The organism is Corynebacterium epidermidicanis, from assembly GCF_001021025.1.
Classification (GTDB): Bacteria; Actinomycetota; Actinomycetes; order Mycobacteriales; family Mycobacteriaceae; genus Corynebacterium; species Corynebacterium epidermidicanis.
Window position 1 is genome coordinate 1,049,706 of the sequence record NZ_CP011541.1, and the last position, 16,651, is coordinate 1,066,356.

A 16,651-nucleotide genomic window follows, 5' to 3' on the forward strand; every position below is an offset into this window, starting at 1 on the left:
ACCATCGCCGGCCACTTATGCGAGCAATCAGGTTTGGCTCGATAGCGCTGCTTGTTGTGACTTTAGTTTCCCTGGTTGGGTGGGGTTATCTGCGCGAGCTGCCTGGAATCTGGGGTGTGCTGATTGGCGCTGCAATTGGTGGCGGCTTTGTGTTGCTCACGGCGATGAGCGTGCTTATGACGGCCAGTACCACTCCAGCTACCACCGGGGCGGTTGTCTTGGGTGGTTGGTTGCTCAAGATCGTGGTCCTGTTGATCGCGATGTACGTTTTAGCTGGTCAAACCTTTTATGACCGGATGGCCTTCTTTGTGACGGTCGTGTTGGCGTTGATTGTGGTACTAGGAACTGAGGTGTGGGGTGTCATAACCTCTCGAGTCACCTATGTGGGGGCCTAGTCGGGCGCTGCAAACCAGGGTTTCGGGAAATTAGCCCCTCGAATGATGGGGGTACTCAGAGCGTGGCGGTAGTTGTGGAACTACCGCCACGCTTTTGGTCTATCTGCAGGTGGTAACGCATGTTGGCCGAGGGGTGGGGAAGTTGGCGCTTAGCCAAGTTGTTACCCCCGAATGAGAGCCTTTCCGCTCCTTGTGACCTAGCTTACAGTAGACCATTGCGCCCGCTCACACTATCTTTTGTGGTTTTTTAGGCGACGGGGTGAAACTACCCCCATTCTCACTTGGGTAAAAGTATGGCCAGCCTGCTAATCTGCTTAGCGGGCAATCTCCATCAGCTTCCGCATGCCTTGCAGCGATTTGCATGCCGCGGGGAAATACTGGTGGAAGTTTCCCCAAGGTTTACTTCGATGATGTGCGACGGAGTCCGAGGTAAACCGGCAAGATTTTTTGGACCTCCATCGCACCGCATTCAGGCAATCCCGCCTGAGGCGGCCCGAACACGGGAGAGAACGCTGAGCGTTACAACACTGTCCATGAAGGGCGAATTCCACGCACCTAATCTGGACCATGAACTTTTCCCGGGGCACGTGACCGACGCTGGCGACGTGGTGAACCTCCTGTTCGCCGACGTGGCTAACGGCTGGTTCGCACTTGATCGTCTGATGCTGATTCGCCTGGTAATGGCGCTTCTCGTCGCGGTCTTTTTCCTTGTCGCAATGCGCAGCCCAAAGTTGATTCCTTCGGGCGTGCAGAACTTCGCAGAAATCTGTCTTGACTTCGTGCGGATCCACATTGCTGAAGACATTCTGGGTAAGAAGGAAGGTCGCCGATTCCTACCGGTTATCGCGACCATCTTCTTCCTCGTTTTCGCGACGAATCTGCCGACAGTTATCCCAGGTATGAACATCTCGCCTAACGTGCGCATTGGTATGCCACTCGTTTTGGCGTTGTTCGGATACGTGGTCTTCATTTACGCCGGTGTAAAGCGTTACGGCTTTGGCAAGTACATGAAGTCCTCGCTGGTTATTCCAAACTTGCCACCAGCTCTCCACATCCTGGTGGTTCCGATCGAGTTCTTCTCGACGTTCATCATGCGACCTGCCACGCTGACTCTGCGTCTCTTGGCAAACCTCTTGGCTGGCCACATCATCTTGGTTCTACTCTTCTCCGCCACGAACTTCTTCTTCTGGCAGATGAATGGCTGGACCGCCATGGCTGGTGTGACTATCCTCGCCGCGATTGCGTTCACACTTTTCGAGCTGTTGGTGGTGTTCCTGCAGGCGTACATCTTCGCCCTGCTGATCGCCGTCTACATCGAGCTGTCCCTGCACGCAGACGAACACTGACCCCACTAGGGCGCCAGAAGGTGCTCTTGACCGGTTGACGGTCATAGAAAAAATCAAAAACCACTCGCTGGATCGCAACACTTGCGGCCCGGCAACCAGAAAGGGAACGACCACAATGAACGAAGTCATCCTCGCAGCTGATGCAGCAGGCACCACCGGCAACATCGCCACCATCGGCTACGGCTTGGCAACCATCGGCCCAGGCCTCGGCATTGGCATCCTCGTCGGTAAGGCGCTCGAGGGCATGGCACGTCAGCCAGAGATGGCCGGCCAGCTCCGTACCACCATGTTCCTGGGCATCGCTTTCGTGGAAGCCCTGGCTCTGATCGGCCTCGTCGCCGGCTTCCTGTTCTAATTAACGATCAAGACCCGATAGCTACAGAAAGCACAGGATTATGACGAGCGTCATCACATATTTGGCTGCTGAAGGAGGGAAGGAGACCCTGCCACTCGAATCTGGCAACAACCTTCTCCTCCCGGCGCCGTACGACATCGTCTGGTCCATCGTTCCGCTCATCGTCGTCCTGATCATCTTCTGGAAGGCTGTCCTTCCGAAGTTCCAGGAGGTCCTGACTGAGCGTGAGGACCGGATTAAGGGTGGCATCCAACGCGCCGAGGCTGCACAAGCCGAAGCAAAGGCGGCCCTTGAGAAGTACAACGCACAGCTCGCAGAAGCTCGTGCTGAAGCTGCACAGATCCGCGAAGAAGCTCGCGAAAAGGGCAAGCAGATCGTTGCAGAGATGAAAGCACAGGCTACCGAAGAGAGCAACCGCATCATCGCAGCCGGCGAAAAGCAGCTTGAGGCCCAGCGCCAGCAGGTTGTCGCCGAACTGCGTCAAGAGATGGGGCAGAACTCCATCAACCTTGCTGAGCGCCTGATCGGGGAGCAACTCTCCGACAACGTCAAGCGTTCCGGCACGATTGACAAGTTCCTGTCCGAGCTCGACTCTGTGGCCCCGGCCGGAAAGTAGGCGACATGCACGCAGCTAGCCGCGAAGCACTGACGACGACCGCTCAGACGCTGGATTCATGGATCCAGAACTCTGATCAGCCTGTCGCAGCTGCCTCCCAAACCGGTGCTGAACTGTTCAGCATCGTCGAGGTTCTTGACGGCGACCGTGGCCTGCGTGTCGCTGTGGCTGATTCCTCAGTCACCGCTGAGCAGCGCAGTGGCCTGTTTTCCAGCGTCTTTGCTGGCAAGGTTTCCCAGATGACTCTGGACCTGGCCAAAGAAGCAGCTGCGAAAGTATGGTCCACTCCGCGCGAATTCCGCGCTGGACTGGTCGAACTTGGCCGCCGCGCACTCCTGCGTTCTGCAGAGCAGCAGGGACAGTTGACCAAAGTTGAAGAGGAAATCTTCGCTTTGGGGCGCCTTCTCACTCGCGAGCCTGAGCTCGCGCAGCTGTTGGGCGACCGCAACACCTCAGCTGAGCGCCGTCGCCAATTGCTGGCAAGTGTCCTCTACGGCAAAGTAACCGCCGTGACCGAGGCGCTGGCGAAGCAGGTCATTGGCCGTCCCGTGGCCAACCCGATAGATGACTTGACTGCCCTCGTTAGCGAAGTCGCCGCACTTCGTGGCAAGGAAGTAGCAACGGTCAAGTCGGCGGAACCAATGGGCGCACTACAGACTGAGCAATTGGCAGCCAAACTGAGCCGTATTTATGGTCGTGAGATGAGCATCCACACTGAGGTTGATCCCAGCCTCCTCGGTGGACTGATCATCCGAGTTGGCGATGAAGTTATCGATGGCAGCACCTCGGGCAAGCTCGAGCGACTGCGCGCGAGCTTTGTTTAAAACACGACTTTTTAGAAGAGACAAATTGCTGGAAGAAACAACCGAGAGCAGGAAGAACATGGCGGAGCTGACGATCTCCTCCGATGAGATCCGTAGCGCGATTGCGAACTACACCTCGAGCTACTCCCCGGAGGCCTCCCGTGAGGAGGTCGGCGTGGTCATTTCGGCAGCTGACGGTATTGCCCAGGTTTCTGGTCTGCCGTCTGTTATGGCGAATGAGCTGCTCGAGTTCCCTAACGGCGTCATTGGCGTCGCACAGAACCTCGACACCGACCGTATTGGTGTTGTGGTCTTGGGTAACTACGAGACTCTCACCGAGGGCGACGAAGTAAAGCGGACCGGCGAGGTCCTTTCCATTCCGGTCGGAGATGCATTCCTCGGCCGCGTGATGAACCCACTGGGTCAGCCAATCGACGGCCTTGGCGCCATCGAGAAGGAAGAAGACCGTGTGCTGGAACTGCAGGCACCATCCGTGCTGCAGCGTCAGCCGGTCGAAGAGCCTTTGGCAACCGGTATCAAGGCTATCGACGCAATGACCCCAATTGGTCGCGGTCAGCGTCAGCTGATCATTGGTGACCGTAAGACCGGCAAGACCGCGGTCTGCATCGATACCATCCTCAACCAGAAGGCAAACTGGGAGTCCGGCGATGTCAACAAGCAGGTGCGCTGCATCTACGTTGCCATTGGCCAGAAGGGCTCGACCATTGCCGCTGTCCGCAAGACCCTCGAAGAGCACGGCGCTCTGGAGTACACCACCATCGTGGCAGCTCCAGCCTCCGACTCCGCCGGCTTCAAGTGGCTCGCACCTTTCGCAGGCGCAGCACTGGGCCAGCACTGGATGTACCAGGGCAAGCACGTCCTGGTCATTTACGATGATCTGACCAAGCAGGCTGAGGCCTACCGCGCGATTTCCCTGCTGCTGCGCCGCCCTCCAGGCCGCGAAGCATACCCAGGCGACGTCTTCTACCTGCACTCCCGCCTGTTGGAGCGTGCTGCAAAGCTTTCCGACGACATGGGCAAGGGCTCGATGACGGCACTTCCGATCATCGAAACCAAGGCAAACGACGTTTCTGCCTTCATCCCAACCAACGTCATCTCCATCACCGACGGCCAGGTCTTCCTCGAGTCCGACCTGTTCAACCAGGGTGTCCGCCCAGCAATTAACGTTGGTGTGTCGGTGTCCCGTGTTGGTGGTGCCGCGCAGACCAAGGGCATGAAGAAGGTCGCAGGTTCCCTGCGTCTGGACCTCGCTGCCTACCGTGACCTCGAAGCGTTCGCTGCGTTCGCTTCTGACCTGGATGCTGCCTCCAAGGCTCAGCTCCAGCGCGGTCAGCGCCTCGTGGAGCTGCTCAAGCAGTCCGAGAACTCTCCTCAGCCAGTGGAATACCAGATCGTTTCCATCTTCCTGGCTGGCGAAGGCCACTTCGATACCGTTCCCGTCGAAGATGTCCGTCGCTTCGAGGTCGAGCTTCAGGAATACCTGCAGCAGCACGCCGCATCTGCTTACGAGCAGATCGCCGGTGGCGCAGCGCTTTCCGACGAGTCCAAGCAGGCACTCATTGCCGGCACCGAAGAATTCAAGCGCATCTTCGTCACCACCGAGGGCACTCCTGTCGTCGGTGAGCCTGAAGGTGAGACCTTGAACGAAGGTGAGCTCGGCAAGGAAAAGATCGCCGTCTCCCGCAAGGTGACTAAGTAGTTTCAGTCAATGATTCTCAAGTCGAACCGAGCATTAGAAGGGAGGCGTTTGATCCATGGCTAATCTTCGCGAGCTACGCGACCGCATCAAGTCGGTCAAGTCTACGAAGAAAATCACCAAGGCCCAGGAGCTGATTGCAACTTCGCGCATCACCAAAGCTCAGGCACGAGTGGAAGCTGCTAAGCCATATGCGACGGAGATCCGTAAGGTCACCGAGCGTTTGATGGCTGCTAGTAGCCTCGACCACCCGATGCTTCGTGAGCGCGAAAACGGCAAGCGAGCTGCTGTGTTGGTGGTTACCAGTGACCGCGGCATGGCCGGTGGTTACAACTACAACGTCTTCAAGAAGGCAAAGGAACTCCGAAACCTCCTTGAAGCAAAGGGCTACGAGCCTGTTATCTACGTTTCCGGCAACAAGGGTGTCGGTTACTACAAGTTCCGTGGTGCAGAAGTAGCAGGTTCTTGGACCGGCTACTCCCAGGACCCTGGATACAAAGAGACGCACGACTTGCGTCGCCACCTGATCGACGGCTTCCTCGCAGGTTCTACCGGAACGGCTAAATACCGTCCAGGTTTGAACGTGCCAGAAGGCCAGGAGATCCAGGGCTTCGACCAGGTGCACGTTGTGTACACCAAGTTCGAATCGATGCTGACCCAGACCGCAGTTGCTCACCAGTTGCTGCCGATCGAGCCAGTAATCGAGCACGAAGAATACGACTTCGACGAGGGCATCCTGGTGAATCCAGGTGAGGTGCACTCTGACGTCGAATTCGAGCCAGATGCAGACACCCTGCTGGCAGCACTGCTGCCAAAGTATGTCTCCCGTAGCTTGTTTGCGATGCTTTTGGAGTCTTCGGCTTCCGAATCCGCATCGCGTCGAAACGCCATGAAGTCCGCGACCGACAATGCAACCGCGTTGGTCAACGACCTCTCCCGCGTAGCGAACCAGGCCCGTCAGGCTCAAATTACCCAGGAAATCACAGAGATCGTCGGTGGCGCCGGAGCGCTCGCCGAAAGCGGAGAAAGTGACTAGATTATGACTACAGCTCTTGCAGAGCAGAACGCACAGCAGGCAGGTCACGCTGCCGGCCGTGTCGTGCGTGTCATTGGTCCGGTCGTCGACGTGGAGTTCCCGCGCGGCGAGCTGCCGGCCCTGTTCAACGCACTGACTGTTGAGGTCACCCTCGAAGCAGTCGCAAAGACCATCACCCTCGAGGTTGCTCAGCACCTCGGCGACAACCTGGTTCGTGCCGTTTCCATGGCACCTACCGACGGCCTTGTTCGTGGCGCCGTGGTGGAAAACACCGGTCGTCCAATTTCCGTCCCAGTCGGCGACGTCGTTAAGGGCCACGTGTTCAACGCACTGGGCGACTGCCTTGACGACCCAGCCGCTGTCGACGGTGCAGAACGCTGGGGTATCCACCGCGACCCACCACCATTCGACCAGCTCGAAGGTAAGACCGAGATCCTCGAAACCGGCATTAAGGTCATCGACCTGCTGACCCCTTACGTCAAGGGCGGCAAGATCGGCCTGTTCGGTGGCGCAGGTGTGGGTAAGACCGTCCTGATCCAGGAAATGATTACCCGTATCGCCCGCGAGTTCTCCGGTACCTCCGTGTTCGCAGGTGTTGGTGAGCGCACCCGTGAAGGCACCGACCTCTTCCTCGAAATGGAAGAAATGGGCGTTCTTCAGGACACCGCTCTCGTGTTCGGCCAGATGGACGAGCCACCGGGAGTCCGTATGCGCGTGGCGCTGTCCGGCCTGACCATGGCGGAGTACTTCCGCGATGTTCAGCACCAGGACGTGCTGCTGTTCATCGACAACATCTTCCGCTTCACCCAGGCTGGTTCTGAGGTTTCCACGCTGCTCGGCCGTATGCCTTCCGCAGTGGGTTACCAGCCAACCCTGGCTGACGAGATGGGTGTTCTCCAGGAGCGCATTACCTCCACCAAGGGTAAGTCGATTACGTCTCTGCAGGCCGTTTACGTCCCTGCCGACGACTACACCGACCCAGCTCCTGCGACGACCTTCGCGCACCTGGATGCCACCACGGAACTTGACCGTGCGATCGCTTCCAAGGGTATTTATCCAGCAGTGAACCCACTGACCTCTACCTCTCGTATCCTCGAGCCAGGTATCGTCGGCGAGCGTCACTACGAAGTTGCACAGCGCGTCATCCGCATCCTGCAGAAGAACAAGGAACTCCAGGACATCATCGCCATCCTCGGTATGGACGAACTGTCTGAAGAGGACAAGATCACCGTGGCTCGTGCTCGTCGTATCGAGCGCTTCCTCGGCCAGAACTTCTTCGTCGCAGAGAAGTTCACCGGTATCCCAGGTTCCTACGTGCCACTCGAGCACACCATCGACGCTTTCGAGCGCATCTGCAACGGCGAATTCGACTCCTACCCAGAGCAGGCCTTCAACGGCCTGGGGGGTCTCGACGACGTCGAAGCTGCGTACAAGAAGCTCACCGAGAAGTAAGGGACGGCAACAATGGCTGATATCACCGTTGAACTGGTCTCCGTTGAACGAAAGCTGTGGTCGGGTCAGGCCAAGATCGTCACGGCACAGACCACCGAAGGTGAAATCGGCGTGCTGCCCGGACACGAGCCAATGCTCGGCCAGTTGGTCGAGAACGGCGTAGTGACCATCCGTCCCGTGGACGGCGGCAAGCTTACCGCTGCCGTCCAGGGTGGTTTCCTCTCCGTCTCCACGGAGAAGGTCACCGTCTTGGCTGACTTCGCATGCTGGGCCGACGAGGTCAACACCTCCGAAGCTGAGGCTGCATTGTCTGCTGCCGAGACCGAGTCTTCGAAGGCGCGCGCCGAAGCAGAACTACGCGCGGTTCGCCGCGCACAGGAATCCTAAAACCGGATCCCGCCACTTAAACTAGATCCGCCTCTTTGCACACGCTGTGTTGGGAGGCGGATCTTTTTGTATGGCGATAGTAGGGGACGGGCGTCGAAAAGCCTGCATGCGGGGGAGATCAGACGAGTTTGATTTCCCAATTCGGCAAGGGATATGATTCGGATTTAGTACAATCAAAGTTCATGGCCCGGTGGTCGATGCGGCGATTTTGCCCGTCACACGAAAGCGTCGAGAGGAGTATTGTCCGATGGTCGAATACATCGTTTGGGGATTGCTTCTGCTTGGGGTGCTTGTCGTCGGGCTAGCACTCTGGCGCTTTCTGACCCAACGGGCGCGTGGCACCCAAGTGATCGTGCGACGCTTGCCAGCCAACGACGGGCGTGCTTGGCGTCATGGCATTATTCGATATCGAGGGGACGTGGTGGAGTGTTTCAAGCTGCGTAGTTTGTCGCCCTCACCGGACATCGTTTTGCGGCGCGATGAGATTGTGCTGAGTAGTCGTCGGAAGATGACAACTATTGAGCAGAAGTTCATGGAGCCGGATACCAAAATCGTCGTGATTAAGACTCATCGCGGTACCTGCGAATGGGCGATGGATCCGCACGCTGAAATGGCTCTGCTGGCGTGGCTCGAATCGGCCCCCACGCAACCCATCGTGCGGATGAGCCCGCAGGAAGCAATGAAAATCGCACGCGAGCGCCGACGTTCCTCCTAAGCTGCAGGCAAGCTGTGCGCGATGCCTAGCCGAGAAGCCGAGTTAGGTATCCTAGGGCAATGCGCTTAGTCATTGCTCGTTGTGTTGTTGATTATGTTGGTCGCTTGGAGTCGCATTTGCCGGAGGCTACTCGTTTGCTCTTGGTTAAGGCGGACGGCTCGGTGTCCGTGCATGCCGACGATCGCGCCTACAAACCACTCAATTGGATGACACCCCCGTGCACCCTCGACGAGCAACCCGTGCTGGATGAAGACGGCGTTGACACCGGCGAACAGCTGTGGATCGTGGAAAACAAAAAGGGTGAGCAGCTGCGCATTTCGATCCGGGAAGTGCTTTCCGATAGTGCCTTTGAGCTCGGGGTAGATCCCGGTCTGGAAAAGGACGGTGTTGAGGCGCACCTGCAGGAATTGCTCGCGGAACATATCGATACTTTGGGTGCAGGCTATGCGCTTATCCGACGCGAGTACCCGACGGCGATTGGCCCGGTGGATATTTTGTGCCGCAATGAGACAGGCGAGACGGTAGCTGTTGAGATCAAGCGGCGTGGTGGGATCGACGGCGTAGAGCAGCTGTCGCGTTACCTAGAGCTACTCAACCGCGACGAACTGCTCAAGCCGGTCCACGGAGTGTTCGCCGCTCAGGAGATCAAACCGCAGGCGCGCACGTTGGCGGAAGATCGGGGTATTCGTTGTGTGGTCTTGGATTACCAGGAACTTCGTGGCATTGAAACCAATGAGCTGCGCCTGTTCTGATGCCTCGACGTAATCGCAACTTGCCCCGCGATACCCGCCCGTTGCCTCGCGACGGGGCGGTGTACTTTGGCACCCGGGAATTCGAAAACGAATGGGGCGAGGTGTTTCTGGTACGCCAAATGGGCGCCTCTGCCGCCCGCAAATTCTACATTTGCCCCGGATGCAACCAGAACATCCCTCCCGGAATAGCGCATATGGTGGTGTGGCCGAAGGGGAGAGAAGACGATCGAAGGCACTGGCATAAGCCGTGCTGGGAGCGCGAATCAAGGCGATAACAAGGCGAACGCCCCGGCTTTACACGAGGGGAAGGCCGAGGCGTTGGGCGTCGAGAAGCGGGCTAGTGCGCTGGCTCGGTGAGCTCGAGAAGTACGCCGCCGGCGTCCTTTGGGTGCACGAAGTTGATGCGTGCGCCACCGGTGCCGATCTTGGCCTCCGGGTAGAGCAGGCGCACGCCCTGGGCACGCAGGTGCTCAACAAGGGCATCCATGTTGTTGGTGCGCAGGCACATTTGCTGCAGGCCGGGGCCCTTCTTGTCCAGGAACTTGGCGATGGTGGACTCCTCGTTGAGCGGAGCCAGCAGCTGGATCATGCCGTCGCGCTCGGTGGCATCCTTCGGGCCGATCATGGCCTCGCGGACACCCTGCTCCTCGTTGACCTCCTCGTGGTGGTTGACCCAACCGAAGGCGGAACGGTAGAACTCGACAGCCGCGTCAAAGTCCGGTACGGCGATGCCGACGTGATCGAGACAGGTGACGTACTCGTGTGGAATATTGATGGCAGAGATATCGTTGCTCATAACACTCAAGTTTAGGGGAAAAGAGGGCCCATGATTATAGCTTTTTCCGTCGCACCTGCAGTTGCAGACAACCCGCAGGCCGACATGGCAGATATCGTGGCAGAAGCAGTGCGAATCGTGCGAGAATCCGGTCTGCCAAACGAAACGAACGCGATGTTTACCCTGATTGAGGGGGAGTGGGACGAGGTGATGGACGTCGTGAAGCGGGCAACCGATGCCGTGCTGGAGCGCGCGCCTCGAGCTTCCTTGGTGATTAAGGCCGACATCCGTCCGGGCTACACTGGACAATTGACCCAGAAAGTGGCATCGGTAAACAAACGACTGGAGAGCTAAGCAATGGCAAATTTCGTACCTGGAGCAATTGATCTGGCTGAGGTGAAAGCCCGCGCCGAGGCAAAGGCCGCAGCGACTGCTTCTGGAGGTGCCGACATTCCCACTGCTATCACGGTCACCCAGGAAAACATCGAAACTGAGGTCGTCGGTCGCTCGATGCAAGTGCCGGTGATCGTACTCATCGGCACGGCCCGCAGCGAAGATTCCGAGGCGCTGCGCCTCAACCTCACCAACCTGGCCGCGCAGGCAAATCGCGCCTGGATCTTTGCCTACCTCGACGCCGATGCGACCCCACACCTCGCCCAAGCCCTCGGCGTGACCGGGCTGCCTACCGTGCTCGCGCTTGCCGACGGCCGACCGCTAGCAGACTTCCAGGGCGGCCAGCCCCTTGAGGCACTGCAACAGTGGACCGTTGCGGTGGTGAATGCGGTGGCCGGAAAGTTAGCTGGTTTGCCCGCGAACGATGCGGAGGCGACGCCGGAAGACCCGCGCTTTGCGCCTGCGAACGAGGCACTGAACCGGGGCGATTTCGACGCTGCGATCGCGGTTTATGACGCCATTTTGGCGCAGGAGCCTGCAAACAAGGAAGCCAAGCAGGCCCGAGATAACGCACGTCTGCTGGGACGCCTGGCCGGGGCGGATCGTTCTGTAGACGCCGTGGCTGCATCCGACGCGGCACCCGGTAACGTTTCCTTGGCGTTCGCTGCGGCCGATGCGTTGATCGCGCGCGCCGAAGTGGACGCTGCCTTCGATCGGCTGATTGCGTTGCTACCAAATAACGAGGTGCGGGACCGCCTGCTGGAATTGTTCTCTGTGTTCGAACCAGGCGATCCGCGGGTAAAGCTCGCTCGCACCAAGATGGCGAGCAAGCTGTTTTAGGTCCGTCCTAGAAGCGTGGCAGCGGTGCCTTGGAGATGAGGTCCGCTGCACCGTGGGCTGCCAGCGCGAGAATTGCAACGACACCGGCGATGCCGAAACCGGCGATGATCTGGATCGTCTGGCCAACCGGGTAGCCATTGGCGGTGTCGTTCTTCAGTGAGCTGCCGATGACCTTGATTGGATCGACCTTGCCGGTCTTGTCGATTGAATCGGAGGAACCTGAGGACGAGACCACGTTCCCCTTAACGATTTCTTTGGTCACGTACCAGCCGGCTTCGGCGTCAGTGACATCGGAAGAGGTCTCGGCAGTCGCGACACCGGTAGAAAGCGAGATTGCCGTGGCAAAGGCAAGCGCAACAGAAGCAAAACGACGGTTCATTGAAATCCTTAAGCAAAGTACGGGGTTCTCCCTGTGAGAATCCTGGTACTGATTGTAGCTAGCTGGGGTCTGAGCGGGTGTAGATAGCTCACATGCCTTTGAGATTGTACGTTTCGGTGGACGGATTCGTCGCGTGAATATGACGCCAGCAGGATTTGACTGATGGTGCTGTCGGAGGGGACGGGAGAGCAGCGAGTATAGTTCGCCACAGGGTTGTTGATAGTGCTTCCAGTGACAAAAACCCGTTCATGGTTTAAGGTTCTTGACAGGTGCCTGTGACGCTACTCGCAGCGCCGAGCAATGTGCAGCATTCTTCCTTTACTCCACTATGTAAGGAACCATGTCAATGAAATCGAACCTAAAAAACTCGGGGCAGTATTGACCGTGATCGCCACTAGCGTATTCACCCCCATTATTGCCACCGCCCAAGACATCGACCTCACACCACCGGCTAGCAACCAGCAGGTAGCCACAGAATCGTTCATCCCGCCGTACGAACCAGATCATTACCGTCAGGTTGATACCAGTGACTGGGACTTCAATGAACCCGGCATGAACAAAAACAACATCGACAACCATGAGTTGGAACGCACCCTTCCTGCTGATCTCGGTGACCCGCAACCTGTGATCACCCCTGGCAAGATGCGGTCTGACCGCATCCCACTGCCCACAGGGGTCACCAAAGAAGAAGCCGACCAAGCCGAGATCCAAGAAGCCCGCGAACAAGGCATCACCGCACCAGGCGACCAACCCATGATCCGTACCTTCGCAGCCGATAACTGCCGTACCTACTGGCCCTCCAGCTTCCAGGTCTGCGGTGCGATCCGCGCGAAGTACGAATCCATGGCCGTCACCTGGGCTGGACAAACACCCGTCTCCTTCCTGGGCCTACCAAAATCCAACGAACTGACCAACCCTGACGGGGTGGGCAAACGCACCGAATTCGATAACGGGTTTATCTACTGGCACCCCGACACCGGAGCCTGGTCAGTCACCACCCACAATTCCATAGTGTGGGCGCGTAACGGGTGGGAGCTAGGACGCCTCGGCTACCCCACATCCGATGAAATCGGCACCGGCGACGGAGTAGGACGCAAACAATACTTCCAACGCGGCCGCATCTACGGCTCCCTATCCGGCGTGGTGTCTATCGAAGGCAAAATCCTGGAAAAATGGGTAGAAACCGGTGAAGAAAAAGGCCCACTCGGCTACCCAGCCACCGACGAAGAAGGCACCCCAGACGGAGTAGGCCGCTACAACCGCTTCGCCCTCGGCATGATCTACTGGCACCCCAGTTATGGTGCGCACTATCTGCTTGGTGAGATTCTCGCCACTTGGAGCATAGGGGGCTTCGAACGAGGCCAGTATGGATATCCTTTACAAGACCCGAGATGCCCAGAAGACGGGGTTAGCCGATGTTCGCAACTTTTTCAAAATGGGATATTACATGGCGCACTTCATTGGGGTGTAGCCGCCATTGAATATGTAACTCCATATATTCATTTTCCCGATGATGAAAGTGCTAGATCATATTTTGAAGAATTCAGGAAATCTTTGACTAGTAGTTCAAGTCGGGAGTCGAATGGAATCTTAATTCAGCCGTTCGCTGCCAAAGAATATGGTCCGTGTACCCTAACCCCGAACAATCTTCATGTACGCACAAAAAGTGGGAGCGAGAAGTCAATCGGTTTTAAGCCAAAAACAACTTGCTCCTTCCCAGTGACTCAGATTGAACACGTAAGTGATATTGCAGGGTTAAGCTGGAGAAACACGATGGTAACTCATATTTCCGGAATTCGTAACTCGAATAGCAATGAGGCTAGTCTGGAATCTAGGAATATTCAGCTTTTTTGTGTGGATCATTTTGGTCCGAGATACAACACCTATCAGGGACGAACAGTGGGGAAAATTAGGGTGGGTGAAAAAACCTATTATGCCGAAGCATTCACAAAGCTCGCCTCATTCGACTGTGCCATTAGCTAATATGGCAAGAGAAAACCTTTATGTTTTGATGAAGGTTAATGGCGAAGTTGGGAAAAGAAACTCCTGCGATCTCCTCTTGACGACGAAAAACCTCGAAAAGCTCACCTTATTGGAAGATAATCGAGAGTTGGTGGCAAGTTTTCGGCTCGCTTCAGAAACCGTAGGATTGTTTCGGCGAAGGGGTGCTGGACTAGAGGATACAGGTGCCGTTTATATGTTGGTTCCGAATCTGAGATCGGAAACGTATACGTTCACGCCTACAGATGAATGCTACGTCTCTCTGGCCTTTTGTGACAGAAAGGATGCCGAGCTCTATAGCGCACAACGCGGGGAACGACCAAATTGCGACCTTCGCGTACTTAATTTGTGGGACGGTTGGATCAATCCGAACTATCCTCAACTCCGAGACCTAATGGGCTAACTCCCCTGATACCTCAACAAGATCAGGTCCTTGGGCACTGTGCCCAAGGACCTAGGAACAATGGATCTCTCAAAGTCTATTGAGATCCTATTCTTCGAATTACTCTTCCTCCAACCGGTACCACTGCGCAGACATCGCAGGGATGTGCAGGTTTACGCGGTGGGAGTAGCCGTCCCAGCCTGCATCTTCTGCGAATACGGTGCCAGGCAGATCGTTTCCAGCACCTTCGTACACGGCATCGTCGGTATTCAGTACCCGCACCCACTTGCCGCCACCTGGCACGCCCAAGGTGTAGTGCGGCTGGGAGGTGCCGCCGAAGTTGAATACGCACAGGTAGCGTGAGCCATCTTCGCCGTAGCGATGGAACGCCAGGATGTTGTTGTTCGCATCGTCGGCCTTGGCCCAGGAGAAGCCCTCTGGTTGATTGTCCTGCGAGTATAGGGCGGGGGAGTCCTGGTACACCAGGTTCAAGTCGCGCACGAGGCGGTGGACACCGCGGTGGTACTCGGACTCCCAACCGTCGAATTCGTGCCAGTCGAGGGAGTGTTCTTCGGTCCACTCGCGGGATTGGGCGAAATCCTGGCCTTGGAACAGTAGATTCTTGCCAGGGTGGGCCCACATGTAGGCGAACAAGGTGCGCACGCCGGCGGCTTTGTTCCAGGTGTCGCCTGGCATGCGGGTCCACAGCGTGCCCTTGCCGTGGACAACTTCGTCGTGGGAGATCGGCAGAATGAACTTCTCGGAGTACTGGTAGACCATCGAGAAGGTGATGTCGTTGTGGTGGTAGCTGCGGTGGATGGGATCGAGGGAGAAGTACTCCAGGGTGTCGTTCATCCAGCCCATGTTCCACTTCAAAGTAAAGCCCAGGCCGCCCGTGGAGGTCGGTGCCGTAACGCCTGGCCACGAGGTAGATTCCTCGGCGACGGTTACCACGCCAGGGTGGAGTTTGTGCACGGTGGCGTTCATCTCCTGGAGGAATTGAACCGCTTCGAGGTTTTCGCGGCCACCGTACTGGTTCGGGGCCCACTCGCCTTCGTTACGGGAGTAGTCGAGGTAGAGCATGGACGCGACGGCGTCGACACGCAGGCCATCGATGTGGAATTCTTCCAACCAGTAGAGGGCGTTGGCTACGAGGAAGTTGCGTACTTCAGCGCGACCGAAATCAAAGACGTAGGTGCCCCAGTCTTTCTGTTCGCCGCGTCGCCAGTCCGGATGTTCGTAGAGGGGACGGCCGTCGAAACGCGCTAGTGCCCAGTCGTCTTTCGGGAAGTGCGCGGGTACCCAGTCAATCAGCACACCGATGCCACGCTCGTGGCAGGCGTTGACGAGCGCGCGCAGTTGGTCTGGGGTGCCCCAGCGCGACGACGCCGCGTAGTAGCCCGACACCTGGTAGCCCCAGGACCCACCGAAGGGGTGCTCGGACACTGGCATGAACTCAACGTGGGTAAAGCCTTGGTCGGCAACATAGGTGACCAGGTCGGTGGCTAGTTGCTCGTAGTCCATGCCCTCTTTCCAGGAGCCGAGGTGCACTTCGTAGATGCTCATCGGGGCGTTGGTGGCATCGATTTCGGCGCGGCGGGCAAGCCAAGTGTCGTCGGTCCAGGTGAAGTCGGACTCGCCCACCACGATGGAGCCGGTAGCAGGAGGTAGCTCCGCGCGACGAGCCAGCGGGTCGGCCTTGTCGCGACGCTGTCCTTCTGGCGTCTGGACTGCGTATTTGTACACGGTGCCCGCATCCACACCCGGGATGAAGACTTCCCACACACCGGTGGAACCCAAGGCGCGCATGGGGTGCTGGCTAGCGTTCCATCCGTTGAAATCGCCCACCACCGCGCAGCCAATTGCGTTCGGTGCCCAGACAGCGAACGAGGTTCCGGAGACTTCGCCTAGCTCAGTGGTGTAGCTGCGCACGTGGGAGCCCAACACTTTCCACAGCTGCTCGTGGCGGCCCTCCGAGATGAGATGCAGGTCCGTCTCGCCCAAGGTTGGCAAGAAAGCGTAGCCATCGGCTAGTTCGGTTTGGTGGCCTCCGGGCCAGGTGATGCGCAGCCGGTAGTCGGTAGGCTCGGCGGATGTTAGGTGTGCTGCCCAGATATCCGAGCCGAGGGGCTGCATGGGGTGGGCGGTGCCGTCGATAAGCAGCTCAACCTGTTCGGCCCCGATCTGGCGGGTGCGCACCACCGCGCCATCTTCGGTGGCATGCCAGCCGTAGTGGCCGTGTGGGTCGTGATGCTGGCAGTGCAGCAATCGGGTGAGGTCGGCTTCGTTGATGTGCATGAAGAATCC

Annotated in this window: 18 protein-coding genes; 15 read left to right on the top strand and 3 right to left on the bottom strand. The window is 57.7% G+C overall.

What is annotated here, in order from left to right; all coding sequences use genetic code 11:
* Positions 1 to 17 precede the first annotated feature (17 nt).
* The 12 genes from CEPID_RS04885 to CEPID_RS13555 all read left to right on the top strand — a co-directional run bounded on the left by CEPID_RS04885 (position 18) and on the right by CEPID_RS13555 (position 9,849).
* The gene (locus CEPID_RS04885) at positions 18 to 395 is read left to right on the top strand and encodes a hypothetical protein (RefSeq protein WP_047241364.1); all 378 of its coding nucleotides are present in this window, start codon (positions 18 to 20) and stop codon (positions 393 to 395) included.
* 533 nt (positions 396 to 928) lie between these two features.
* Positions 929 to 1,741, top strand: a complete 813-nt coding sequence (gene atpB / locus CEPID_RS04890; RefSeq protein ID WP_047240002.1) for a F0F1 ATP synthase subunit A — start codon at positions 929 to 931, stop codon at positions 1,739 to 1,741.
* 115 nt (positions 1,742 to 1,856) lie between these two features.
* Complete coding sequence (locus CEPID_RS04895; RefSeq protein WP_047240003.1) at positions 1,857 to 2,096, top strand: ATP synthase F0 subunit C; 240 nt, start codon at positions 1,857 to 1,859, stop codon at positions 2,094 to 2,096.
* Positions 2,097 to 2,136: 40 nt separating this feature from the next.
* Positions 2,137 to 2,712 carry a F0F1 ATP synthase subunit B gene (locus CEPID_RS04900; RefSeq protein WP_047240004.1) on the top strand — a complete coding sequence of 192 codons (576 nt, stop codon included), beginning with the start codon at positions 2,137 to 2,139 and terminating at the stop codon, positions 2,710 to 2,712.
* 5 nt (positions 2,713 to 2,717) lie between these two features.
* The gene (locus CEPID_RS04905) at positions 2,718 to 3,536 is read left to right on the top strand and encodes a F0F1 ATP synthase subunit delta (protein WP_047240005.1); all 819 of its coding nucleotides are present in this window, start codon (positions 2,718 to 2,720) and stop codon (positions 3,534 to 3,536) included.
* A gap of 58 nt (positions 3,537 to 3,594) precedes the next feature.
* The gene (gene atpA, locus CEPID_RS04910; protein WP_047240006.1) at positions 3,595 to 5,235 is read left to right on the top strand and encodes a F0F1 ATP synthase subunit alpha; all 1,641 of its coding nucleotides are present in this window, start codon (positions 3,595 to 3,597) and stop codon (positions 5,233 to 5,235) included.
* Positions 5,236 to 5,290: 55 nt separating this feature from the next.
* A complete protein-coding gene (locus CEPID_RS04915) occupies positions 5,291 to 6,268 on the top strand; it encodes a F0F1 ATP synthase subunit gamma (RefSeq protein ID WP_047240007.1) in 978 nt (325 codons plus the stop codon).
* Between the two features lie 3 nt (positions 6,269 to 6,271).
* Complete coding sequence (gene atpD, locus CEPID_RS04920) at positions 6,272 to 7,720, top strand: F0F1 ATP synthase subunit beta (protein WP_047240008.1); 1,449 nt, start codon at positions 6,272 to 6,274, stop codon at positions 7,718 to 7,720.
* Between the two features lie 12 nt (positions 7,721 to 7,732).
* Positions 7,733 to 8,107 (top strand): F0F1 ATP synthase subunit epsilon, encoded by a 375-nt coding sequence (locus tag CEPID_RS04925; protein WP_047240009.1) that lies wholly within the window; start codon positions 7,733 to 7,735, stop codon positions 8,105 to 8,107.
* 247 nt (positions 8,108 to 8,354) lie between these two features.
* Positions 8,355 to 8,822: a DUF2550 domain-containing protein gene (locus CEPID_RS04930; RefSeq protein WP_047240010.1), complete on the top strand. Its 468-nt coding sequence runs from the start codon at positions 8,355 to 8,357 to the stop codon at positions 8,820 to 8,822.
* Positions 8,823 to 8,881: 59 nt separating this feature from the next.
* The gene (gene nucS / locus CEPID_RS04935) at positions 8,882 to 9,574 is read left to right on the top strand and encodes an endonuclease NucS (RefSeq protein WP_047240011.1); all 693 of its coding nucleotides are present in this window, start codon (positions 8,882 to 8,884) and stop codon (positions 9,572 to 9,574) included.
* Positions 9,574 to 9,849 carry a hypothetical protein gene (locus CEPID_RS13555; protein ID WP_083984386.1) on the top strand — a complete coding sequence of 92 codons (276 nt, stop codon included), beginning with the start codon at positions 9,574 to 9,576 and terminating at the stop codon, positions 9,847 to 9,849. The genes nucS and CEPID_RS13555 overlap by 1 nt, the downstream gene beginning before the upstream one ends.
* Positions 9,850 to 9,911: 62 nt before the next feature.
* On the opposite strand, the gene mce is transcribed toward CEPID_RS13555, so the two are convergent.
* Positions 9,912 to 10,370: a methylmalonyl-CoA epimerase gene (mce, locus tag CEPID_RS04940; RefSeq protein WP_047240012.1), complete on the bottom strand. Its 459-nt coding sequence runs from the start codon at positions 10,368 to 10,370 to the stop codon at positions 9,912 to 9,914.
* A gap of 30 nt (positions 10,371 to 10,400) precedes the next feature.
* On the opposite strand from mce, the gene CEPID_RS04945 reads away from it, so the two are divergent.
* A complete protein-coding gene (locus tag CEPID_RS04945) occupies positions 10,401 to 10,703 on the top strand; it encodes a thiamine-binding protein (RefSeq protein WP_047240013.1) in 303 nt (100 codons plus the stop codon).
* Positions 10,704 to 10,706: 3 nt separating this feature from the next.
* Positions 10,707 to 11,582, top strand: coding sequence for a tetratricopeptide repeat protein (locus CEPID_RS04950; RefSeq protein WP_047240014.1), 876 nt, complete (start codon positions 10,707 to 10,709; stop codon positions 11,580 to 11,582).
* A gap of 7 nt (positions 11,583 to 11,589) precedes the next feature.
* Here CEPID_RS04950 and CEPID_RS04955 read toward each other — a convergent pair whose 3' ends face one another.
* Positions 11,590 to 11,961, bottom strand: a complete 372-nt coding sequence (locus CEPID_RS04955; RefSeq protein WP_047240015.1) for a hypothetical protein — start codon at positions 11,959 to 11,961, stop codon at positions 11,590 to 11,592.
* Between the two features lie 384 nt (positions 11,962 to 12,345).
* On the opposite strand from CEPID_RS04955, the gene CEPID_RS12445 reads away from it, so the two are divergent.
* On the top strand, positions 12,346 to 13,944 hold the full coding sequence (locus tag CEPID_RS12445) for an LGFP repeat-containing protein (RefSeq protein ID WP_236684315.1): 1,599 nt from the start codon (positions 12,346 to 12,348) through the stop codon (positions 13,942 to 13,944).
* A 520-nt stretch (positions 13,945 to 14,464) separates the two neighbouring features.
* On the opposite strand, the gene glgB is transcribed toward CEPID_RS12445, so the two are convergent.
* Positions 14,465 to 16,642: a 1,4-alpha-glucan branching protein GlgB gene (gene glgB, locus CEPID_RS04970; protein WP_047240017.1), complete on the bottom strand. Its 2,178-nt coding sequence runs from the start codon at positions 16,640 to 16,642 to the stop codon at positions 14,465 to 14,467.
* Positions 16,643 to 16,651 lie beyond the last annotated feature (9 nt).